Source organism: Pseudomonas sp. LG1D9 (assembly GCF_002949995.1).
In the GTDB taxonomy this organism is placed as follows: domain Bacteria; phylum Pseudomonadota; class Gammaproteobacteria; order Pseudomonadales; family Pseudomonadaceae; genus Aquipseudomonas; species Aquipseudomonas proteolytica.
The window spans coordinates 6,115,240-6,133,586 of the sequence record NZ_CP026881.1; the positions used below are offsets into that span (position 1 = coordinate 6,115,240).

At 56.4% G+C, this 18,347-nt stretch carries 15 protein-coding genes; 3 read left to right on the forward strand and 12 right to left on the reverse strand.

The window, feature by feature from the left end:
* Positions 1–14 precede the first annotated feature (14 nt).
* The 3 genes from C5F71_RS28000 to C5F71_RS28010 form a co-directional block, all read right to left on the reverse strand.
* Entirely contained in the window at positions 15–2,423 is a 2,409-nt protein-coding gene (locus tag C5F71_RS28000) for a DUF3772 domain-containing protein (protein WP_371923360.1), read from the reverse strand.
* Positions 2,424–2,522: 99 nt separating this feature from the next.
* The gene (locus tag C5F71_RS28005) at positions 2,523–4,241 is read right to left on the reverse strand and encodes a hydrogenase maturation protein (protein WP_104912552.1); all 1,719 of its coding nucleotides are present in this window, start codon (positions 4,239–4,241) and stop codon (positions 2,523–2,525) included.
* A 1,205-nt stretch (positions 4,242–5,446) separates the two neighbouring features.
* Complete coding sequence (locus tag C5F71_RS28010) at positions 5,447–6,406, reverse strand: helix-turn-helix domain-containing protein (RefSeq protein WP_317146896.1); 960 nt, start codon at positions 6,404–6,406, stop codon at positions 5,447–5,449.
* A 220-nt stretch (positions 6,407–6,626) separates the two neighbouring features.
* Here C5F71_RS28010 and C5F71_RS28015 point away from each other — a divergent pair, with 220 nt between their 5' ends.
* The 3 genes from C5F71_RS28015 to C5F71_RS28025 are packed head-to-tail and all read left to right on the forward strand — an operon-like array spanning position 6,627 to position 9,652.
* A complete protein-coding gene (locus C5F71_RS28015) occupies positions 6,627–7,652 on the forward strand; it encodes a carbon-nitrogen hydrolase family protein (RefSeq protein ID WP_029300008.1) in 1,026 nt (341 codons plus the stop codon).
* A gap of 23 nt (positions 7,653–7,675) precedes the next feature.
* Positions 7,676–8,728, forward strand: a complete 1,053-nt coding sequence (locus C5F71_RS28020) for a phenylacetaldoxime dehydratase family protein (RefSeq protein WP_029300010.1) — start codon at positions 7,676–7,678, stop codon at positions 8,726–8,728.
* Between the two features lie 15 nt (positions 8,729–8,743).
* Positions 8,744–9,652: a transporter gene (locus tag C5F71_RS28025; protein WP_050493050.1), complete on the forward strand. Its 909-nt coding sequence runs from the start codon at positions 8,744–8,746 to the stop codon at positions 9,650–9,652.
* A 963-nt stretch (positions 9,653–10,615) separates the two neighbouring features.
* Here C5F71_RS28025 and C5F71_RS28030 read toward each other — a convergent pair.
* From C5F71_RS28030 to C5F71_RS28070, 9 genes are all read right to left on the reverse strand, one after another.
* Positions 10,616–11,125: a flavin reductase gene (locus tag C5F71_RS28030; protein WP_029300014.1), complete on the reverse strand. Its 510-nt coding sequence runs from the start codon at positions 11,123–11,125 to the stop codon at positions 10,616–10,618.
* A 12-nt stretch (positions 11,126–11,137) separates the two neighbouring features.
* A complete protein-coding gene (locus tag C5F71_RS28035; protein ID WP_029300016.1) occupies positions 11,138–12,097 on the reverse strand; it encodes a PDR/VanB family oxidoreductase in 960 nt (319 codons plus the stop codon).
* Between the two features lie 79 nt (positions 12,098–12,176).
* A complete protein-coding gene (locus C5F71_RS28040; RefSeq protein ID WP_029300019.1) occupies positions 12,177–12,917 on the reverse strand; it encodes an SDR family NAD(P)-dependent oxidoreductase in 741 nt (246 codons plus the stop codon).
* Positions 12,918–12,927: 10 nt separating this feature from the next.
* Entirely contained in the window at positions 12,928–13,404 is a 477-nt protein-coding gene (locus tag C5F71_RS28045; protein ID WP_029300021.1) for an aromatic-ring-hydroxylating dioxygenase subunit beta, read from the reverse strand.
* A 27-nt stretch (positions 13,405–13,431) separates the two neighbouring features.
* On the reverse strand, positions 13,432–14,712 hold the full coding sequence (locus tag C5F71_RS28050; protein WP_199772223.1) for a Rieske 2Fe-2S domain-containing protein: 1,281 nt from the start codon (positions 14,710–14,712) through the stop codon (positions 13,432–13,434).
* A gap of 58 nt (positions 14,713–14,770) precedes the next feature.
* Positions 14,771–15,313 (reverse strand): nuclear transport factor 2 family protein, encoded by a 543-nt coding sequence (locus C5F71_RS28055; RefSeq protein ID WP_104912553.1) that lies wholly within the window; start codon positions 15,311–15,313, stop codon positions 14,771–14,773.
* Positions 15,314–15,318: 5 nt separating this feature from the next.
* A complete protein-coding gene (locus C5F71_RS28060; protein ID WP_029300025.1) occupies positions 15,319–15,681 on the reverse strand; it encodes a hypothetical protein in 363 nt (120 codons plus the stop codon).
* A 19-nt stretch (positions 15,682–15,700) separates the two neighbouring features.
* Entirely contained in the window at positions 15,701–16,873 is a 1,173-nt protein-coding gene (gene iacA, locus C5F71_RS28065; RefSeq protein WP_029300027.1) for an indole-3-acetate monooxygenase, read from the reverse strand.
* A 14-nt stretch (positions 16,874–16,887) separates the two neighbouring features.
* Positions 16,888–18,009 carry an amidase gene (locus C5F71_RS28070; RefSeq protein ID WP_104912554.1) on the reverse strand — a complete coding sequence of 374 codons (1,122 nt, stop codon included), beginning with the start codon at positions 18,007–18,009 and terminating at the stop codon, positions 16,888–16,890.
* Between the last annotated feature and the right edge of the window lie 338 nt (positions 18,010–18,347).

Genomic DNA, 18,347 nt, shown 5'->3' on the forward strand with positions numbered 1-18,347 from the left:
GCACCCCTACCTCGTCATTGCCCATCGCCAATCGCTGCAGTTCCTTCTCCCGGAATCAAGACCATGCTCTGGGGGGAAGACAATGTAATGCCCATTTCCTGAAGGCGCGCCAGCAGGATAAACAGCAAATCGCTGCGGGTACCGGACACCGAACGCGGGCTGTTGACGTAGCCGCTGACACCAATGATCAGGCCGTCCCTGGCCAAGTCCTTGAAGGTGACCGAAGGTGCGGGGGTGGCGAGAATCGCCTCATGCTCGGTAAACGACTGCATCAACAGTTCGCGAACTTTCAATACATCGGTGTCCAGCGGCAATGTGAGGGTGATACCCACCACGCCGAGCGCGTTGCCCATGGTGACGTTGCGCACGTTCTGCGATATGAACTGCGAGTTGGGCACGATCACCGTCGAGCGGTCGGACATCTGGATCTCGGTGGCCCTGACATTGATCCGCCGAATATCGCCCTCGACCCCACCCAGGCTGACCCAATCGCCGACTTTCACCGGCCGTTCGGTCAGCAGGATCAGCCCGGAGATGAAGTTCTGCACAATGGCCTGCAGGCCGAAGCCGATCCCCACCGACAAGGCACTGACGACCCAGGTCAGGCTGGTCAGGTTGATGCGCAAGGTCGACATCACCAGCAGACTCAACAACACAAAGCCCAGGTACCCCACCAGGGTGACCAGGGACGCACGCATGCCGGCGTCCATGTTGGTTTCCGGCAGCAGACGCTCGCTCAGCCAGCGCTTCAAGGTACGCACGGCGAACAAGCCGATGACAAACATCAGCAGCGCAGCGAGGATGTCCTGGGGAATGATATGCAGGTTGCCCAGCGTCTTGCTGGACTCGCCCAACTGGCTGAAACCCTGGAGCAACTCGCTGGGGCTGGAGCCCGCCGGCAAAAAGGCCGCCATCACTGCGGTGAGCAGCAACAACGTACGGCCGACGCCAGCCAGCACCGTACAAGCCTGGGCCTGGTGCCGTGGCGACAGCCCCAATGCGTTGGCCAGTGCCAGGCCGCTCGGCTGTTTGGGCGACAGCAAGGTTTCACAAACGTCGCCGTAAAAGGCGATCAGCAGGTAGGCCGTCGCCGCCACGACGCTGACCCACAGCAGCTTGACGGTCAGGAAGTACGCCAGGGACAGGTAGCCGGTAAACAACGCCAGGACAATCACCGCCACCCATATCGACGCGACAAAAGGCAGCATGCCGACGAGCCCGCCCGGGCGCTCCAGCGCAAGTTTTTTGCGCACGTGGCGCACGCGCAGCAACGCGGCGATAAAGATCAGCGCCGTGGTCAGCGCCGTCAGGCCATTGAGCGCCACGGTCAACGCCAGGCTGGCGCCCGTGACATTGTTGATCCGCTCTTCGGTGGCCACCAGCATCAAGGCCACCGCCAGAATCGCCGGGAAAGGCCCAAGCGCACTGGCAATCTCATCGGCAATGGCCGGCAACCGCCAGGACGGGCGCGGCAGCATCAGCAAGGCGCGTCCAAGGCCGGCAATAAACGCACAGAAGGTGGCCAGGGTGACCAGATGATCGGAAAGCCGGGCCAGGTTCTCGCTCAAGACGGCATTGCTTTCCAAGCCCCAGCGCATCAGCGAGACGGCGCCCATGATCGTCAGGATCGACGATAACCCCACTGCCACCGCCAACGTGCTGCGCCGCAAGCGACCCTCCGGCAGCCAGCGGATCATCGCCCAGGTCAGCAGATGCTCAAGCAGTCGCCTGCCGAAACTCCAGATCAGCACTGCCGCCAACAGCGTGCCGAAGAACGCCCAACGGCGCTCGGGGCTGGCCGCAGTCTTCAAGGCAACAAGGCCTTCGGCCTTTAGATTGTCCAGGCGTTGCAGGTCTTCCGGGGTCGGGCGGATCAGGGTCGACCAGAACGTGGGGCTGAAGGGAGTATCGGTACGTGAAGTGACCTGGGAATTAAACAGATTGCGCCGCAGGTTGACGATCTGCGCAGCGAGCTCGCGGCTCGTCTGGCTCAGTTGTTTGGCCTGCTGCTCATCGTCCAGCAGGCTGTTCTTTTTGCGCGTCAGGGCATTGCGCTGGTCGGTAAGACTCTGCGCCTCCCCTGGCTGGGCCTCGCCCAATACCTTGAGTTGATCGTCGAGGCGCTCCATCTCGGTGGCGCGTACCGTGAGCAACAGGGCAGCCTGTTGCTGTACCTGCAGTGCGCCCTGTCGAAACTCCGCCAGCTTCTCGTCACTGGTGCTGATCGGCACGCTCTGGCGAATCAGCTCAAGCTGTTGGCTGAGCTGCTTGAGGTCGGCGTCTTCGGGCAACAGCGGCAAACTGTCGACGACATCGACTGGCGCCGGCGCTGCGGCCGCATCTGCCCATCCCGGCAGGCTGATAGCCAAAACCATGGCCAGCAAGGCCTGGCAGATGACGCCCCTATACATTCGCCGCATCACTTCACCCTTTTGTGTCTTTTTTCCATTGGCATTATGGACCGCCAGGGCAGAAAGGAAATTCCGCCCTGACGGCAAAAGAGTAGAGGCGGCGTTTTCTTCTCAGTCAACCAGCGTGGCCTTGGGCGCCAATGCCCACGGCGCCATCAAGCGTTGCGGGGTCTGGCAGGTCTTGCGCTTGAACACGAAGTTACGGCACTTCTCGGCGAACTGTTGGCGGTTTTCCACCATGTCCAAGCGCATCTGAGCCAGCTCGCTTTCGCGGCAGCGTTCAATCTGTTCAAGGTCCGTCTGGGCTTTACGCGCTCGATGCAGGGCGTACTTTTGATCGGTCAACGCAGCGCTGGCCTGTTGCAGCAACCAGGCGCCAAATGCCCGCGGGCAGTGTGGACCGATATCCTGGATCATCCCCCACTGCCGGGCCTGGAAGGTACTGATCGGCAGGCACTCTTCGATAAGTTTATGGGCGATTTCACTGCCGACCGCGCGCGGCAGGCTGTAGGTCCAGTATTCAGAGCCATACAAACCCATGGTTTTGTAATGCGGATTGAGTACCACACCTGCCCGGGCGAATACGATGTCGGCCGCCAGCGCCAGCATCACGCCGCCGGCTCCGGCCCCCCCCGTCAGGCCACTGACCACCAGTTGCCGGGCCGTCAGCAGCTCCTGGCAGACATCGTCGATAGCCTGGATATTGGCCCAGGCCTCCAGCCCCGGCACCTCGGCCGCCTGAATCACGTTGAGGTGCACACCATTGGAAAAGCTCCCGCGCCCGCCCCTGATCAGCAGCACCTGGGTGTCCCGGGCCTTGGCCCAACGCAGCGCAGCGACCAGCCGCTGGCACTGTTCGGTGCTCATGGCACCGTTGTAGAACTCGAAGGTCAGTTCGCCAACATGATCGGACTCTTGATACCGAATCGGTTGATACGCCATCTCGTCGAACCCTTGGCTGGCAATCGAACCGTCCAGCACCGGTACACCCGCCAACTGCCCAGCAAGTACGTGACGGGCCGGCAATTTGAAGGTTTCCTCGCCGGGCTGGGCCTTGCGCTTGAGTGAGCCGATCCACAGGCTGTGATCGCCGGTCGCGACCAATACCGCGTCATCCTGCACCGCGAGGATTTCCCCCGGCGTACCGCGGCGCGAATCCAGGTGCGCGTCATACAGGTAATACTGCCCACCGGCCAGACTCGCCAACACACCGGGCTGGCCGTCGGCCGCATCGATATTGCGTTTGATGAACCGGGCGCAATCGTACCAACCGAAGGTGCGATCAGCCTGCTTCATGTTCGGCTGCAAACGTCCGATCACGTCAGGTTGCGTGTAGTCCAGGGCCGTCGGCACGAAACCGCTGGCAAACTTACCCACCACATCACGGATGCAATAGAGCGCAGCGTCACTCACCGGACCGTTGTACAACTCGGATTTACGCACATCGGCGGGCATGTCGAACTCACAGGTCGCCCAGACCGGGCCGGCGTCCATCTCCTCCACCGCCTGCAACGCGGTGACGCCCCAGCGCCTGACCTGCTGGGTGATGGCCCAGTCCAGGGCGCTGGCGCCACGATCGCCCACGATCCCCGGATGAATGATCACCACCGGGCGATCCGCGTTGCTCCAGAGTTGCTGCGGCACGCGATCCTTGAGAAACGGGCAGATCACCAGGTCCGCCGCCGACTCCTCGATCTGCCGGCATACCGTGGCTTCATCGGTGAACAGCACCACACTGGGCTCGTGCCCCGACTGCCGTAAATCCAGCCAGGCCCGTTGGGTCAGACCGTTGAACGCCGACGACAACAAAATAATCTTCAATGACTGCATGACTGACTCTTCCTTGAGAATGCATGGCCGGTGGCTCTCCATGAGCCATCCTTGGCCTTTTATGGAAACGCCAGCATAGAGGGTGTGTCAGGTGGGGTAGATGATCGAGATCAATCTTGTGCCAGCAAGTGTGTCTGGTGAAGCGCGGGGTGTTATCCATCATGCGCAGCGCCTCAGCGTTGCGTGACGCTGTCGCACCGCCCCTCCGACGATGGATGCCGGTTTGGTGGGCTCTGCGCTCAATCGCAGCACTATCCAGTCGACCTTGAAAGATCGCTCCTACGTCTTTACCAAGCGCTTCCGAAGGCCCCGTCCGAAAAACCCGACAGTCACGAAAAATGACGAGCCCTTCTTTACAATAAACGTTATGTATTCAGTTGTTCTGGGCAAGAAGCCCACATATCCATTCATCTCATGAAGAATCAGGATCATGCTAAATACTTCGTTTTTACCCACGCTGCGTGCCGCTCTCGGTACATCCCTGCGGCCCCGACAGCTCGACCGAGAGGAAGAGCGATTGATCCGCTACTACCGTTTATTGTCAGAGCAGGATCGTGAAGCAGTGCGCTGCCTGTTGTTTGCGGTCAAGGAAACCAGCCGGTCCGAATGCATTAATCAGTCGCAAGTGATATCAGCCGATTCAGCGACCAAATAAAGCGGAAGGCTCTAGGTCCGATCGGACTATTAAGACCCACGACCAGAAACACAATGTTTTTGCGCACCTCTTTGGCAGTACGCTCCAGTTGCTGATGGACACGGGCATTGACCCACTGAAAAGTGCGCCCACAAGAACTGGATAGGCGTGTTTCAGGGAAGAGCGCAGCAAAAGCCATAGAAAGACTTTTCTTGGGACGAAAAAAATGGACCTCTTTTCAGAGATCCATTTTTTAATGTTTGGAGCGGGAAACGAGACTCGCATCTGGCGTCCGACTCATTGAAATCTAAGGGGTTTATTTTCTTGCTGAAGCAGGAAAAGACTCAATTTTGGACTTGTTTTTCAGATGTATCAACGGCCAAGAAAACGTGATTCTTAGCAACGCCATTGGATTCTACCCAAAGCCAATGGACGAACGATCATCAAGCCGACGGTGTCAGGATCAACGAGGGAGGTGTCCAGCCAAATGCCTCGGCAGCCTTTATTTCATGCCCGAGCTTCCGTGATGGTCATCACCTTTGCGCCCAATCCCAGCCCTCGGGCAGCCTCACTAGCCGCGCCCACCTAAAGTACGCCAGTTCTTCGGTGAACACCCATATCTATCTTTAAATACGCGACTGAAGTGAGCGGCATCATTAAAACCCCAACGAAACGCAATTTCGGAAACTGCTAACTTACTCCAGCGCGGATCAAGAAGATCCTTACTACAGGCGCCTAGCCGGCACGACCACAGGTACTGCGCAGGCGAAAGCGGCTCACTGCTAAACAGGCGATGCAAATGGCTTACAGACATACCTAACTCAGCTGCTACGGCCTCTATTCGCAGGGCAGGGTCTTGTTTGCGGTGCTCAATACACTGCTTGATGCGGGCGATATGATAGGCCGCCAGTGCAGAAGGGTCCACGTGTTGACGCAGCGGCAATGACTGAAGCCCGCCAACCAGGACATTGATAACTCCGCTGACCACCGCCGCAGCAGTTGCCCCAGTTAGGGTGTCAGCCTCTTGCCTCAAGCCTCGCACCAACTCACCCATGAGCCTACCCGCACCACTCTGGCCAGAAATAGTTGTAGCCGTTAAACCCTCTGTTCTACATAAAAGTGATCGAAGTTGGTCGCTTTTAAGCTTGAGCACTATCTCTTCAAAATCATCATTAAATTCAAGTGTATAGGGCCGATTGGTATCGTAGATCGCAAAATCGCCTGGCGCCAATATAGCTTGGCGACCGTCTTGCGAAATTACCGCCTGCCCTCTGATCTGCAAGTTAAGGATTGTGTAGTCATCGATAGCCCGGGAAATAAGACCCGCAGTACGCTTGACCCGCTGAGACCCTGACCGAACCACCGAAATGTCCAACCCAGGCAACGGAAGGTAGTCAATGCTACCCATAAAGCTCTCCGTACAGCCGGACTCACATTCAAGCTTGACGTAGGTTGAGCAGATGACGTCAGTCCAATAGGCGAGCTGGTCTCTGGGTTCTACAACGTCTGTCGTCAAAGTCTGTCTCATCATGATCTCACTGCGTGAGGAATTACCACAAACGAAACGCAATATTCATGCCAACAGACTTAAAACAAAATCTACTTGATAGAAACATAATTCTGCACGGCATGCGCGACCTACGGACAAAACACGAGAGATGCATGAACAAGACGTTTGACTGCATACATTTAACAATGTGAGTGCGCTATCGGTGCCACATAAACTCGTATTACAACAACAAGGGAAATCCATGCCTAGCAAAACCCACCCAAAAATTATTGCAGCGGCTGTCCAGGCCGCTCCGGTACTCATGGACTTGGACGGTACGATCGATAAAACCATCGGGCTGATGAAGCAGGCAGCCGATCAAGGTGCCAAGTTGGTCGCGTTCCCGGAAACCTGGCTTCCAGGCTATCCCTGGTGGATATGGATCACCAGCCCAGCAGTGGGAATGCAGCATGTTCAGCGCTATTTCAATAATTCAATGGAAGTGAACTCTCCTGAATTCAAGCGTCTAGCAAAGGCAGCGCATGACCTAAACATCTGGCTATCTTTCGGCTTTAGCGAGCGAGACGGTGGCAGTCTCTACATTTCTCAGGCATTAATTGACGACGAGGGCCAAGTTGTACTGACTCGACGTAAGCTCAAACCAACACATGTCGAACGTACAGTGTTCGGTGATGGAGACGGCAGCGACCTAGCAGTGTGTGAAACACCTATTGGAAACATCGGAATGCTTAACTGTTGGGAGCATGTTCAACCGCTATCTAAATACGCCATGTATTCTCAACATGAGCAAATCCATATCGGCGCATGGCCCAGTTTTTCTCTGTACCGCAATGCAGCACATGCACTGGGTGCCGAAGTAAACAACAGTGTCAGTCAGGTATACGCTGTAGAGGGTGGATGTTTTGTCCTTGCTCCCTGCGGGATCGTCAGTCAAGAAATGCAAGACAGAGTATGTACTGATGATATGCAGCGTCAAATGCTACAACTTGGTGGAGGTTCAGCGCGTATCTACGGCCCTGACGGTCGTCAATTAGGCAATACTATTCCGGAATCAGAAGAGGGTTTAGTCATTGCCGAAATCGACTTGGATCTCATCTCACTTGCCAAGTCTGTTACCGATCCCGTGGGACACTATGCTCGCCCAGACGCAACACGATTAATCTTGAACAAGACACGCAGATTACCTGTGACTTCGCAATCGGAAACCGATGCGATCACTGCGCCTACTTCGGAGCCTACCGAATCTACCGCGACCGATCCAGCATGATCGGCCACACCAAGGAGTTCACCATGGAATCTGCAATCCCTAGCCATCTGAAGTGCCCACGCACGCTCCCGACCCGCACGCCTGATAACTTCTCCCCTCCCATCCCGGCCACGGTCGCACGCTTCCCCATAGAAGCCCAACAAGTGGTGATGGCCTATATAGGTTTCCAGTACGCGCCGGGTACCCGCGAAACACTTGTACTCCAGGCAGAGCAGTGGCTTATCTCCGCAGTTCACAGCCTGAATGGGCCCAATCATCAAGAGCGTTCGCGTTACGAGGACGAAGCTGGATTCATTAATCATATTTGGATCGCCTATTGGGACAAGCCGGCCGAATTTGAAAGTTGGTTCAAACTCAAAGGTGACGCATGGACTAAAGACGTTCTAGGGGAGAGCAGCACAGGCAATGCCGGTAGCATAGGTACGTTCATTGAAGTGCTAACACCCACCATGGATCGCTTCGAATCGCTGTTCTCTTCCGACCAGTTGGAAGGTGTTGGCTACCTGGCTGAGGGTTTGAGTGGCCCCACGCTGGAGCACTTTTATTGGGGAGCAGTGAGAGACCGTATTGCCGCTTCTCAGACCAATCCTCTGGCGCCAGGTGCGCAATCAAAAATAATTCGCAATGGCCTGCACGCACAGGTTATGCCACAAGAAAACCTTTGCCTTATTCGCTCAGGCCAAGACTGGACAATGGCGGATGCAGACGAGCGGCGCCTCTATAACGAAGACGTCGAACCGATACTTAAGGCGGGTATGGTTTTCCTTCGCGATGAGGGCCAATCCATCGGATGCCACGCTAACCGTTACATGACTTTGGTAGACAACAATGGCGAAACGATTGAAAAAACCTTTGGCATGAGTTGGTGGAGAAGCCTCGCAGACCTGGAACTCTGGGCCGAGTCACATCCTACTCACGTTGCCATCTTTGGTGCCGCGCTGACTTATCTCCAGCGACTCGGGCCATCGGCCAAACTCAAGTTGTACCACGAGGTAACCGTCGTCACCGCCGCGCAACAACATTTTGAGTATTTCAACTGTCATCCTAAAACCGGAATGCTGCGCGCCGCCCTCTGATATCAAGGTACCTATATGAAAAACCTGATTAGCCTTCCCGCCAAACGATTACGCTTCACAGTTAGCACACTGTCATTTGTGACAGTTAGTCTCATAGCGCCGGCGACCCAAGCACTTGAAACCGGCCCCGGTGACTTTGAGGTTATCCCAGGCGGTATTAACGTTGCGATGATTTATTATCAGCACGCCGAAAGAGACAGCCTCTACACTCAAGGCAATAAAGTTCCGGGAAACTACAAACTCACCACCGATATAGGTATATTTCGTTACATTCGCCCCGTTCAACTGTCACCCTCAGTAACATTAGACCTCAACGTGATACAGCCTTTTGGGCACATAGACTCTAAAGGTTCCCTGTCTACTCTAGGAAACGCCAGCGGAATGGGTGATCTTACTCTAGGGCCAGTCGTCAAGTTTCTACTCGACCCGGTAACAAGGGACGTGTTCAGCATCGCACCCTTCATTGTAATCCCAACAGGAAAATACGATCGGGACGATTCGCTAAATCTGGGCGATAATCGCTGGTCCGGTATTTTGCAACTGGCCTACGTAAAGCACTTCGGTACCCGCTGGGCGCTCGACACGGTTGGTGACGTGACGCTATATGGTCCTAACGATGAGGCTGCTGTGACTGGCGGAAAACTTAAACAGGACCCACGCTACGAAGTGCAAACACACCTGCGTTACATCCTATCACCGAGTACCACTTTTTCGGCGGGACTTGGTCACTACGAGGGAGGAGAAACAGAACTGAATAACGTGAGCAGGGACGATAAACTCAAGACGACCTATGGCCGTATGTCAGTGACCCACTTCGTTGACAAGACTTCTCAACTCCAACTCATGCTCGGGAAAGACTTGAACGTTGAGAATGGTTTCAAGGAGAACATGCGGATCAACCTACGAATCGCCAAGATATTTTAACCCCTCAACAAGCCGCAATGGCTTATTGATGAACAACGTTGCACAAAGCGATTCACTTTTTCACTACTTACAGCTACACCAACCCGGCGTTCCTGAACGACGCGCGTTATAGCCTGCTGGCGTCAATAGACCACACATCGACGGCAGCAGGTTAATTCCAAGAAACAACAATAGGCCTAACGTTACACTTGGCCTATCTGCGCTCAGCATTTATCTCATTAAAGACATGGGTTCATAAAGTTCAAAGCGCCTACCGTCATCCAACGTTCAACGGCCCACTCTGGTAAATCACGTCGCCGACTGAACTGTCGCGACCCCGCTGGTTATTAACTGCAAACAGTTAAAATATTACGTGTTAAATCCGACAAAAAAACAGACAGTTCTACTCACGCAGGCACTATCAAAATGCTTGATGGAGACCGCCCGATTCCCGCAGATTTTAATGGGCGCAACGCGATTATTTGAGGTCGTCGATTTCTCGACATCTGCCGATGCTCGGTAACACAGCGTTGAATGAAATCGAAAGGATCGTGTAGAAACCTGCAGCGCGCCCGATACTGTCACTTATTACCTCACCCGGATGGGCGTCATTGCGCTGCCGGACTCGCCGCCTCTTAAAATTCAGGAAAGGGCGCTCCATTTTAGCGCGCCCGGTAATCCCTAAATTTTGTACTTGCCAGAATATGGAGGGCAGAGGCTGGATTTGCGCTCACTGGATGCGATGCTATTCCACCCTCTGCGCGAGCTTGAGGCTGATGCATTTCGGCCCAATGTCGAGGCGAAGGCTGTTTCACTTTCCGGGTTTGAGTTGTCTATCCAGCACGCTGGCCGGCTACTGGCAAGTCATGCGTGCTGTCGGTGGTATGGCGAGCTCTCAAAGCGTGACGTGCCATCGCACACGGTATCGGCCCGCTGGTAAGTAACTCCTTAACGTTGACACGCGCTTACAAGAACGCCATCTGCTTAAGGCGTTAGTAATGCGGCTTTGGATGCCTCGCACAATCGGTGATAGGCGCGATTGAAGTAAACAAGACCTTCATCGCTGGGACCTTGTTTTATCGTCAACACCTCACAATAGAAGATACTGTGAGAGCCTACTTCGTGAACTTGCGCAATACGACAATCAAAGTTAACCAGGGCCTCATCCATGACCGGAGAACCACTCTCCAGTGTGCTCCAGGCCGCAGTGGAAAACCGCTGTTCCATATTTAAATCTCTATTGGCGAACGTACCCGATACATCCTGATGAGTAGCAGCCAACACATTCACGCACAGCACGCTATTGGTCTTGAAGTGCATATTGGAGAATGATGAACGGTTCATACACACCAACAGGGTCGGCGGCGAATCGGTCACACTGCACACCGCCGAGGCAGTGAAGCCGAAACGACCAGCCGGGCCATCGGTGGTGATCACCGACACGGCGCCACCCAGTCGGGACATCGCGTTGCGGAAGCCGCTTACGTCAACCATTGCTCTATCTCCTCAGATGTCCAAAACCAGCTTTTTCGATTTGGCGCGAGAGCAGCAGATCAGCATCTGATCGTTGGCATTTTTCTCGTCGTCGGTGAGGTACACGTCACGATGATCCGGCTCGCCCTCGAGCACGTTACACAGGCAGGTACCGCAGATGCCCTGCTCGCAAGAGATCTCGACCTTGATGCCGACGCCTGCCAGAGCCTCAAGGATGCTCTGCCCTTCGGCGACCTGTACGGTCTTGCCACTGCGCGCAGCGACCACTTCGAAGCACTTGCCGCTGCCGTCCACTTCCACCTGAAAATACTCGCGATGGATATGGTCATCGGAATAACCATGTCTTAGCGATTCGCCGATCACCCAGGCCATGAACCCGGACGGACCACAGGTGTAGATGTGCACGCCGGCCTCGGCCTGATCAAGCACACGGTCTAGGTCGAGCGCCTGTCCGGGCGCCTCGTCGTCGAAATGGGTATGTACACGCTCGGCAAAATCGGCATTGCGCAATTCGTCGAGAAAAGCACTGTGGCTGCGGGAACGGCCGCAGTAATGCAGTTCAAAATCCTCGTTTTTGGCGTACAACGCGTAGGCCATGGCGATCATCGGGGTGATACCAATACCGCCACCGATCAGGATCGAGCGGCTCGCCTCGCGGGCCAAGGGAAACAGATTACGCGGCGCACTAATCTGAACCTCAGCCCCCTCCACCAGCCTGTCGTAAACGCCTCTGGAGCCACCGCGCGAGGCAGGATCACGGAGCACGCCAAGCCGGTACAGAGCTTCTTTCGCCGGGTCGCCGCACAGCGAGTACTGACGTACCAGACCGGGGGCGATATGGATATCTACGTGGGCGCCAGCTTCAAAGGCCGGCAGCGTATTGTTACCAACCGGAATCAGGTCGAGGACGACGACACTGTCACCCTGCAACTGGCGCTTATGTACCTGCACCTTCAAGAGTTTTTCAATCATCTCGGGCTCACCCGCATTGCACGTCAAAGTAAAAAACGCGACCGTTGGTTCGGTCGTCGCATTATTTGTTCGGTGAAACTCAGCGCATGAACAAACCGCCGTTCACGTCCCAGGTCGCCCCGGTGGTGAAGTAGGCTTCAGGCCGTGACAACTGCACGACCAGATCGCCGAGAAAATCTGCATCACCCAGACGTTTGACCGGAATGCTGGCGAGCATTCCTGCCATGCGTTCCGGCGGTACTGCCGCATGCACCATGGGCGAGTCGATCGGCCCCGGCGCAATGGCGTTGACCGTCACCCCATTTGCGGCCAACTCTTTGGCGAAGATTTTGGTCAGGGTGACGATCGCGCCTTTCGACGCAGCGTAGTGCGCACCAGTTGCGGTGCCACCGTTCTGGCCGGCAAGCGAAGCCATGTTGACTATTCGCCCGTAGCCGGCCGCCGCCATGTGCGCGCCGAATACCTGGCAACCGACGAAGATGCTGCGCGTGTTAAGGCCCATGACACGATCAAACTCTTGCGGAGTAATCTGCATCAGCGGTGTGGTCATGGTCATCGCCGCATTGTTGACCAATACCTGCAGGCCGCCAAAGCGCGCCAGGGTGGCGTATAGGGCGGCCTCGAAATCGGCCTTGCTGGTGACGTCCAACTTGAGCGCCAGTACACGCTCACCCCTGGCATCAAGTGCGTCGGCCGCAGCCTGGGCACGCTCCCGGGAGAGGTCGGTGATGACCACTGCGTAGCCTGCGGCAAGCAGCCGGCTGACGATGGCGTAACCCAGCCCCTGGGCGGCGCCGGTGACCAATGCAATCTGCTTCATGGTCGAGCCCTCAGAGGATGTAGCCGATGCCCGTGAGGGTATCGTCGGAGTTGATCAGGCGGATCAGCTTTCGCTGGATCGTAAAGCTGTCGCCGCTACGCACCAGGTCATAGGTGAGGTCGGCGCTGTAGTGCTTGAGTACGTCCTTGCGGAAATCGCGCAAGTGTTGCGAGCAGCGTACCTGCACCCAGTCACCTTCTTCACCAAGTATGCGAAAGTTTGACGCCGAACGCACCGTACGTGGCTGCGGGCTGGTGGAAATTGACTCGCCACCGATCAACCGCTGCACGCGCAACTGGCGCATATGGGCATCGTCGTAGGCGTAATTGAGGGTATTCTCGAAATCTTCCTCCGTGGGATCGATAGGGATGATATATGTGCCCTTTTCGGCCCACATCGCCAACCAAGCGTCGTATTCGCTGTGATCAAGCATGTCGCCTTCCTGCCATATAAAGGCGGTGACTTGCTGAAGCAGTTGCAGATTCATTTTCACACTCCCCATCGGTCTGGTCGGTCAGGCCGACATCATCTTTTTCCACTGCTGGTAGGCGGCGCGCATACCGGTCTCGGCAGACACATCGCTGACCAGTCCGTCCTCGCTCGGCTTCTCGCCAGGCAGGCCGCGGTTAAGCATGATCCACAGATCCGCACCGGCACCGGCCCCCTTTTGCACACGCTCCCAAGCCTCAGAATCGTCCGGCGTGCCGAAGCCCATCGGCCCCTGGAAGTGCTCGTGCAAGCGCAAGCGGTAGCGGTTGGCAACTGCCGGCCCGCCATCCATGGTGATCACCGCATGATGAATTTCCGTCTCATTCACAGAGATCGGCTGCAATACACGAAAGAACGCCATGGAGCAGGCAACGTTGGGGAATACATTGAGGTTGAAGCCCGAGCCGCCAACCGCGCGGACAATGCGTCGTACCTGCATGTCTTCGATGCCTTCGTCGCGCAGTTCCTGGGCTAGCGTTTCGAAGCGGGTTGGAATCGGCAGATCTAGGTTGGCTTCCAGGTCGATCAGGTCAGGAATCATGACCATTACGCTATGCCCGTTGCCCAGGTCTTCGACGTAGCCAGAACCGTCGACGAAATCGAGCATGTCCATGGTTTGCTGATCCACCGAGTGCAGGAACGACTTATGTACCAGCGGGAAGTGATAGGCGTCAGTGGTGTTTTCCAACTGGATCTTCCAGTTGCCGGGGAAACGGAAGCGGTGCTCGCCCGGGACCTTGATACCGTAACCAGCGCCCTGCTTCATAAACAGGTCCATCCACTTTTTGGCTGGGCCGAGGAAATCCTCCAACGGCTCAATGTCGTCCTTGAAGGAGGCAAAGATCATCCCGGCATAACTTTCCGTGCGCAGACTGACCAGCGGCAGTTCACTCTTGTCCAAGCAATCACCGTAGCTATCCGGGTGGGGAATACCGCGCAGCGAGCCATCCAGAGCGTAACCCCAACCGTGATAGGGACAGACGAAGCTGTTGGTCTTGCCCTTCTTGTGTTCGCAGACGGTGGCGCCACGGTGACGGCAGCGATTGAGCAGCACATTGACCTGCTTCTTGCGATCACGCACAGCGATCACCGGCTGCTTGCCGATGTAGGTGCTCTTGTAGCTACCGGCGTCGGGGATTTCGCTTTCGTGGGCGACCCAAACCCAGGTGCTGTAGAAAATCTTTTCCATCTCTGCGTCGAACAGTTTCGCGTCGGTGTATAGCGAGGTGTGTACACGATCCGCTTGCACCAGCGCGTCGGGATCACAGTCGAGGCTGTCGTTATCTACGCAACGGACATCGATCAAGTTATTCACGGTTGGCTCCTGGTCGGCTTATCTGGCCGACCTCAAAATTCTTGGGTCATTAAGCGGGCTTTTCAATTGCAGGTCCGCCCGGAATGGGCAAAATCGCTTCGCTGTTCAAGGCTTCCACCGGGCGACTGAACAAATTCTCGGTCTGGAAATGCTCCATGCGCCATTGCCCCTCCTCTTCCGCGAAATGCACGGTCAGCCGCGCCGCATTGAGGTGCGAGGTGCCGCTGGCGAACGTAGAGGCCTGCAACATCACCCAGCTGCCCAGCGCACCGTCGGCGTTGATCTCAATCAGCTCACTGGTGAGGAAATGCACGTTAAGGGCGAAGTGCGCAGGGGCCTTCATGTAGGTAGCGAACATCGCACCGATCGCCTCTCGACCGCGATAACCACCAAAGCTGTTGGCGTATTTGTCGCCCTTGCCTTCCCAGACCGCGTCGGTCGTGAATAGGCCAGTCAGCTCGGCCAGAGGTGTGCTTGCATCCAAGGCATCGCACAGCACCATGTAGCGATTCATGCAGGCGCATATGGAGTGCTCGGCCTCGAAGCGCTTGAGGCGTGCTTCGAGATTGGCGATCAGGGATTCATTCGACATGGCAGTCACCCTCGCTGGATAATCAGTTCGCGACCAGTACGGGCCTCGACCTTGGCGTAACGCCACAGCTTGTAGGTCCCTTCGCCCACTGGCGTGATGCGGAACAGGTTGCAGGCGGCGTGTACGGTCTCAATATCCGGCACATCGGCCAGCAGGTAAGTAGTCCAGGGGTATCCGCTGGACGGCCCGACCATACTTTGGTCGTCGTCCATGTTGCCGAATACCGTCACGCCAGGCAGATCGTGGATACCGTTCCACATCGCGCTGAAGGCGCCCCATACTTCCAGTTGCTCTTCGCGCGGTGCGTCAAAGAAGTTCTGGTTGATGCCGATGCAAAACAGCACGCGCAGCTTTTTTTTCTCGCTCATGATTGGCTCCATATAAGGGTCAGAGATAGCCCGGCGAGGGCTGTTTGCCGAAGAAGACAGCGCCAGCATTCTGGTAGGTGATGTCGCCCATGAAAGCATGCTGAGTGATCACCTGAGCGTCGTTTACGCATCGCGCCAACGGGCTGCTGTTGTAGACACCGGTCATGCCTGAAAGCATCTGCGCGGTGCGTGCCACCTCGGCGGCGACGCGAGTTGCGTGCGTCGAGGACAGGCGCAACAAATTGATCTTCTCGGCCGGCAGCGGGTCACCGGTCAACACCGTTTGCCAGGCGTCCTCCATTGAATCGAAGAAGAAAGCCCTAGCTGAACGCAGGGCGGCCTCGGCCTTGGCGATCTCGACCTGGGCGAGTGGGCGGTCGGCCACGGCTGGAGCACCCGTTACGGAGATGCGCCCAGTAGCCATGTCGCGCAACTCATCCATTGCAGCACGGGCGACACCGAGACCGACTACGGAGAGTACCTGCGTGGCGAAGGACAGCGAGGGGTAACGGAAGAGCGGCTCGTCGAGATTGGCCGCCCCACCGCGCACGAACGTCCACTCCTCGGGCACCACCACATCCTCGACCACCAGGTCATGGCTACCGGTACCGAGTAGACCGACGGTGTCCCAGGTCTGCTCGATACGCGCCTTGCTTTGCGGCATCAGCGCCAGGCGCGGCAGATCCAGTTTGTCACCGTTTTTCGGCGCGATACCGACGCCGACCAGCGAGGCGCCCATGCAGCCGCTGGAATATTTCCAGCGGCCGTTGACCTTGAAGCCACCCGGCACGGGATCGGCTGGTTGCGGCGGGAAGATGCCACCCGCGAAAATCACATCGGGGCCGTTGGCATAGACCTGCCGAATGGTATCCAGGGGCAGCGACGCCAGGTACACCGGGCTCATCCCGAAGCTGGCGACCCAACCTGCGGAACCGTCGGCAATGGAAAGGGCTTCGATCATGGCGCAGAACTCGCCTGGCGAACGCTCGTCACCACCGAAACGCCGGGGCACTAGAGCACGGTAAATACCCAGGGTCTTGAAGGTGTCAATCACATCCCCGGTGATATAACCGAGACGATCAAACTCGCCACTGCGGGCGCGTTTTTTTATATCGGCCATCAGTGCCGCGAAGGCCTGATTATCGGTGATGGCGGTGTACGGCATATTAACGGCCAGATTGAGCGAAGTCATGACAGGCCCCACGGTCAGAGAAGGTTGGAATCGAGTCGCCGCAACAGTTCACCCGCGACTGCCAGAAGCAGTTCGTCGGCGCCCTTGGCAGCGATCAGTTGCAGGCCGACCGGCAGGCCGGATTTCCCTTCGAAGGGAATGCTCAGTGCCGGATGACCAGAAAGATTGAAAGGCCGGACGAAAGCGGTCATACCCAGCACCGCACGGGTGTCTGTCGCATCTTCGAGACGCAGTGGGTAATCAGGCATGGTCGGCAGAGCCAAAACGGGAAAGCGGTCGAGGGCAGCATCCACTTCGGCGGTAAAGGTGGCGCGCACCTGCTCGGCGGCCGCTAACGCTTGATCGCTGGTCTGCCCGGCAGCCTGCAAGCGAGCGGCGACATCCGGGGCGACCAAACCGGTCTCGAGCAGATGCCCGCACGCGTTCCAGGTCTCTCGGTTGATCACCACCATGGCGGCGTCATAGGCGGCTTGCATGCTATTAAGCTGCACCTTGCCGAGCACGAAGCCACTGGCATCAAGCACCGCATCGATGGCGTGCTGCACCTCGGCCGACGGCTCGACCGAGACCCTACCGATGCAGATGTCTGTGGCTTCGGGCAATGGCTTGAGCGAAGGATCGATGATGCGCATCGCCTCGATCAGCAGGGACAAGCTGGCAGCAAAGGGGCCGATGCAATCCAGGCTAGTCTGCTCGGGCATCACACCCCGACGATCAATGCGACCGAACGTAGGCTTGAAGCCGAACACGCCACAGCAGCAGGCCGGAATGCGCACGGAGCCGCCGGTATCGGTGCCCAGGGAAAAATCACAGAGACCGGCAGCGACGACTGCAGCCGAGCCACTGGAGGAGCCTCCAGGAATACGCCCGGGATAACGAGAGTTCTCGGCGGTTCCGGCGTAATTGTTGATGCCGGTGGTGCCATAGGCAAGCTCGTGCAGAACGGTCTTGCCGATAATCTGACAACCACCGTTAAACAGCGCATCAACCACCGCGGCATTCCGCCGGGCGGCCTCGACATCCTTCAGCGCCCTACTGGAAGCGCGGGTCGGATAGCCGGAAATATCGATGGTGTCTTTCACCATCACCTTCCGGCCAGCCCCCCCTAGCTTCATCTTTTCGATCACCATCGTCATGCCATCCACCTTATCGACCATTGTTGGCGTGGCGAGCATGAAGCCGCCGATTCGCTAAATCTAAAATCGCCATAATTACGTGAATTGTCAATTGAATTATCTATAAATATAAATTCTTTAATTAGCGCAATTTTCCAGTAAAAAACCCACCACCGTGCAGATTAGTAACACCCAAAAAAACCGATCGAAAATCAAAAAAAAAAATTTTAATTCAATAAAAACATATAGATATTAGAAAAACCCTAACGAAATGTTTAAAAATCGAGTGTTACTAGGTTTTATTTTTTAGCTCAAAAAAAGAATGAACAGCACTAAAATTACAGAAAAAAACCTTCGTA

Excerpts from the sequence above, each read along its gene's own strand:
- C5F71_RS28005 (WP_104912552.1), bottom strand. The coding sequence starts at position 4,241 with ATGCAGTCATTGAAGATTATTTTGTTGTCGTCGGCGTTCAACGGTCTG.
- C5F71_RS28010 (WP_317146896.1), bottom strand. The coding sequence starts at position 6,406 with ATGATGAGACAGACTTTGACGACAGACGTTGTAGAACCCAGAGACCAG.
- C5F71_RS28015 (WP_029300008.1), top strand. The coding sequence starts at position 6,627 with ATGCCTAGCAAAACCCACCCAAAAATTATTGCAGCGGCTGTCCAGGCC.
- C5F71_RS28020 (WP_029300010.1), top strand. The coding sequence starts at position 7,676 with ATGGAATCTGCAATCCCTAGCCATCTGAAGTGCCCACGCACGCTCCCG.
- C5F71_RS28025 (WP_050493050.1), top strand. The coding sequence starts at position 8,744 with ATGAAAAACCTGATTAGCCTTCCCGCCAAACGATTACGCTTCACAGTT.
- C5F71_RS28030 (WP_029300014.1), bottom strand. The coding sequence starts at position 11,125 with ATGGTTGACGTAAGCGGCTTCCGCAACGCGATGTCCCGACTGGGTGGC.
- C5F71_RS28035 (WP_029300016.1), bottom strand. The coding sequence starts at position 12,097 with ATGATTGAAAAACTCTTGAAGGTGCAGGTACATAAGCGCCAGTTGCAG.
- C5F71_RS28040 (WP_029300019.1), bottom strand. The coding sequence starts at position 12,917 with ATGAAGCAGATTGCATTGGTCACCGGCGCCGCCCAGGGGCTGGGTTAC.
- C5F71_RS28045 (WP_029300021.1), bottom strand. The coding sequence starts at position 13,404 with ATGAATCTGCAACTGCTTCAGCAAGTCACCGCCTTTATATGGCAGGAA.
- C5F71_RS28055 (WP_104912553.1), bottom strand. The coding sequence starts at position 15,313 with ATGTCGAATGAATCCCTGATCGCCAATCTCGAAGCACGCCTCAAGCGC.
- C5F71_RS28060 (WP_029300025.1), bottom strand. The coding sequence starts at position 15,681 with ATGAGCGAGAAAAAAAAGCTGCGCGTGCTGTTTTGCATCGGCATCAAC.
- iacA (WP_029300027.1), bottom strand. The coding sequence starts at position 16,873 with ATGACTTCGCTCAATCTGGCCGTTAATATGCCGTACACCGCCATCACC.
- C5F71_RS28070 (WP_104912554.1), bottom strand. The coding sequence starts at position 18,009 with ATGACGATGGTGATCGAAAAGATGAAGCTAGGGGGGGCTGGCCGGAAG.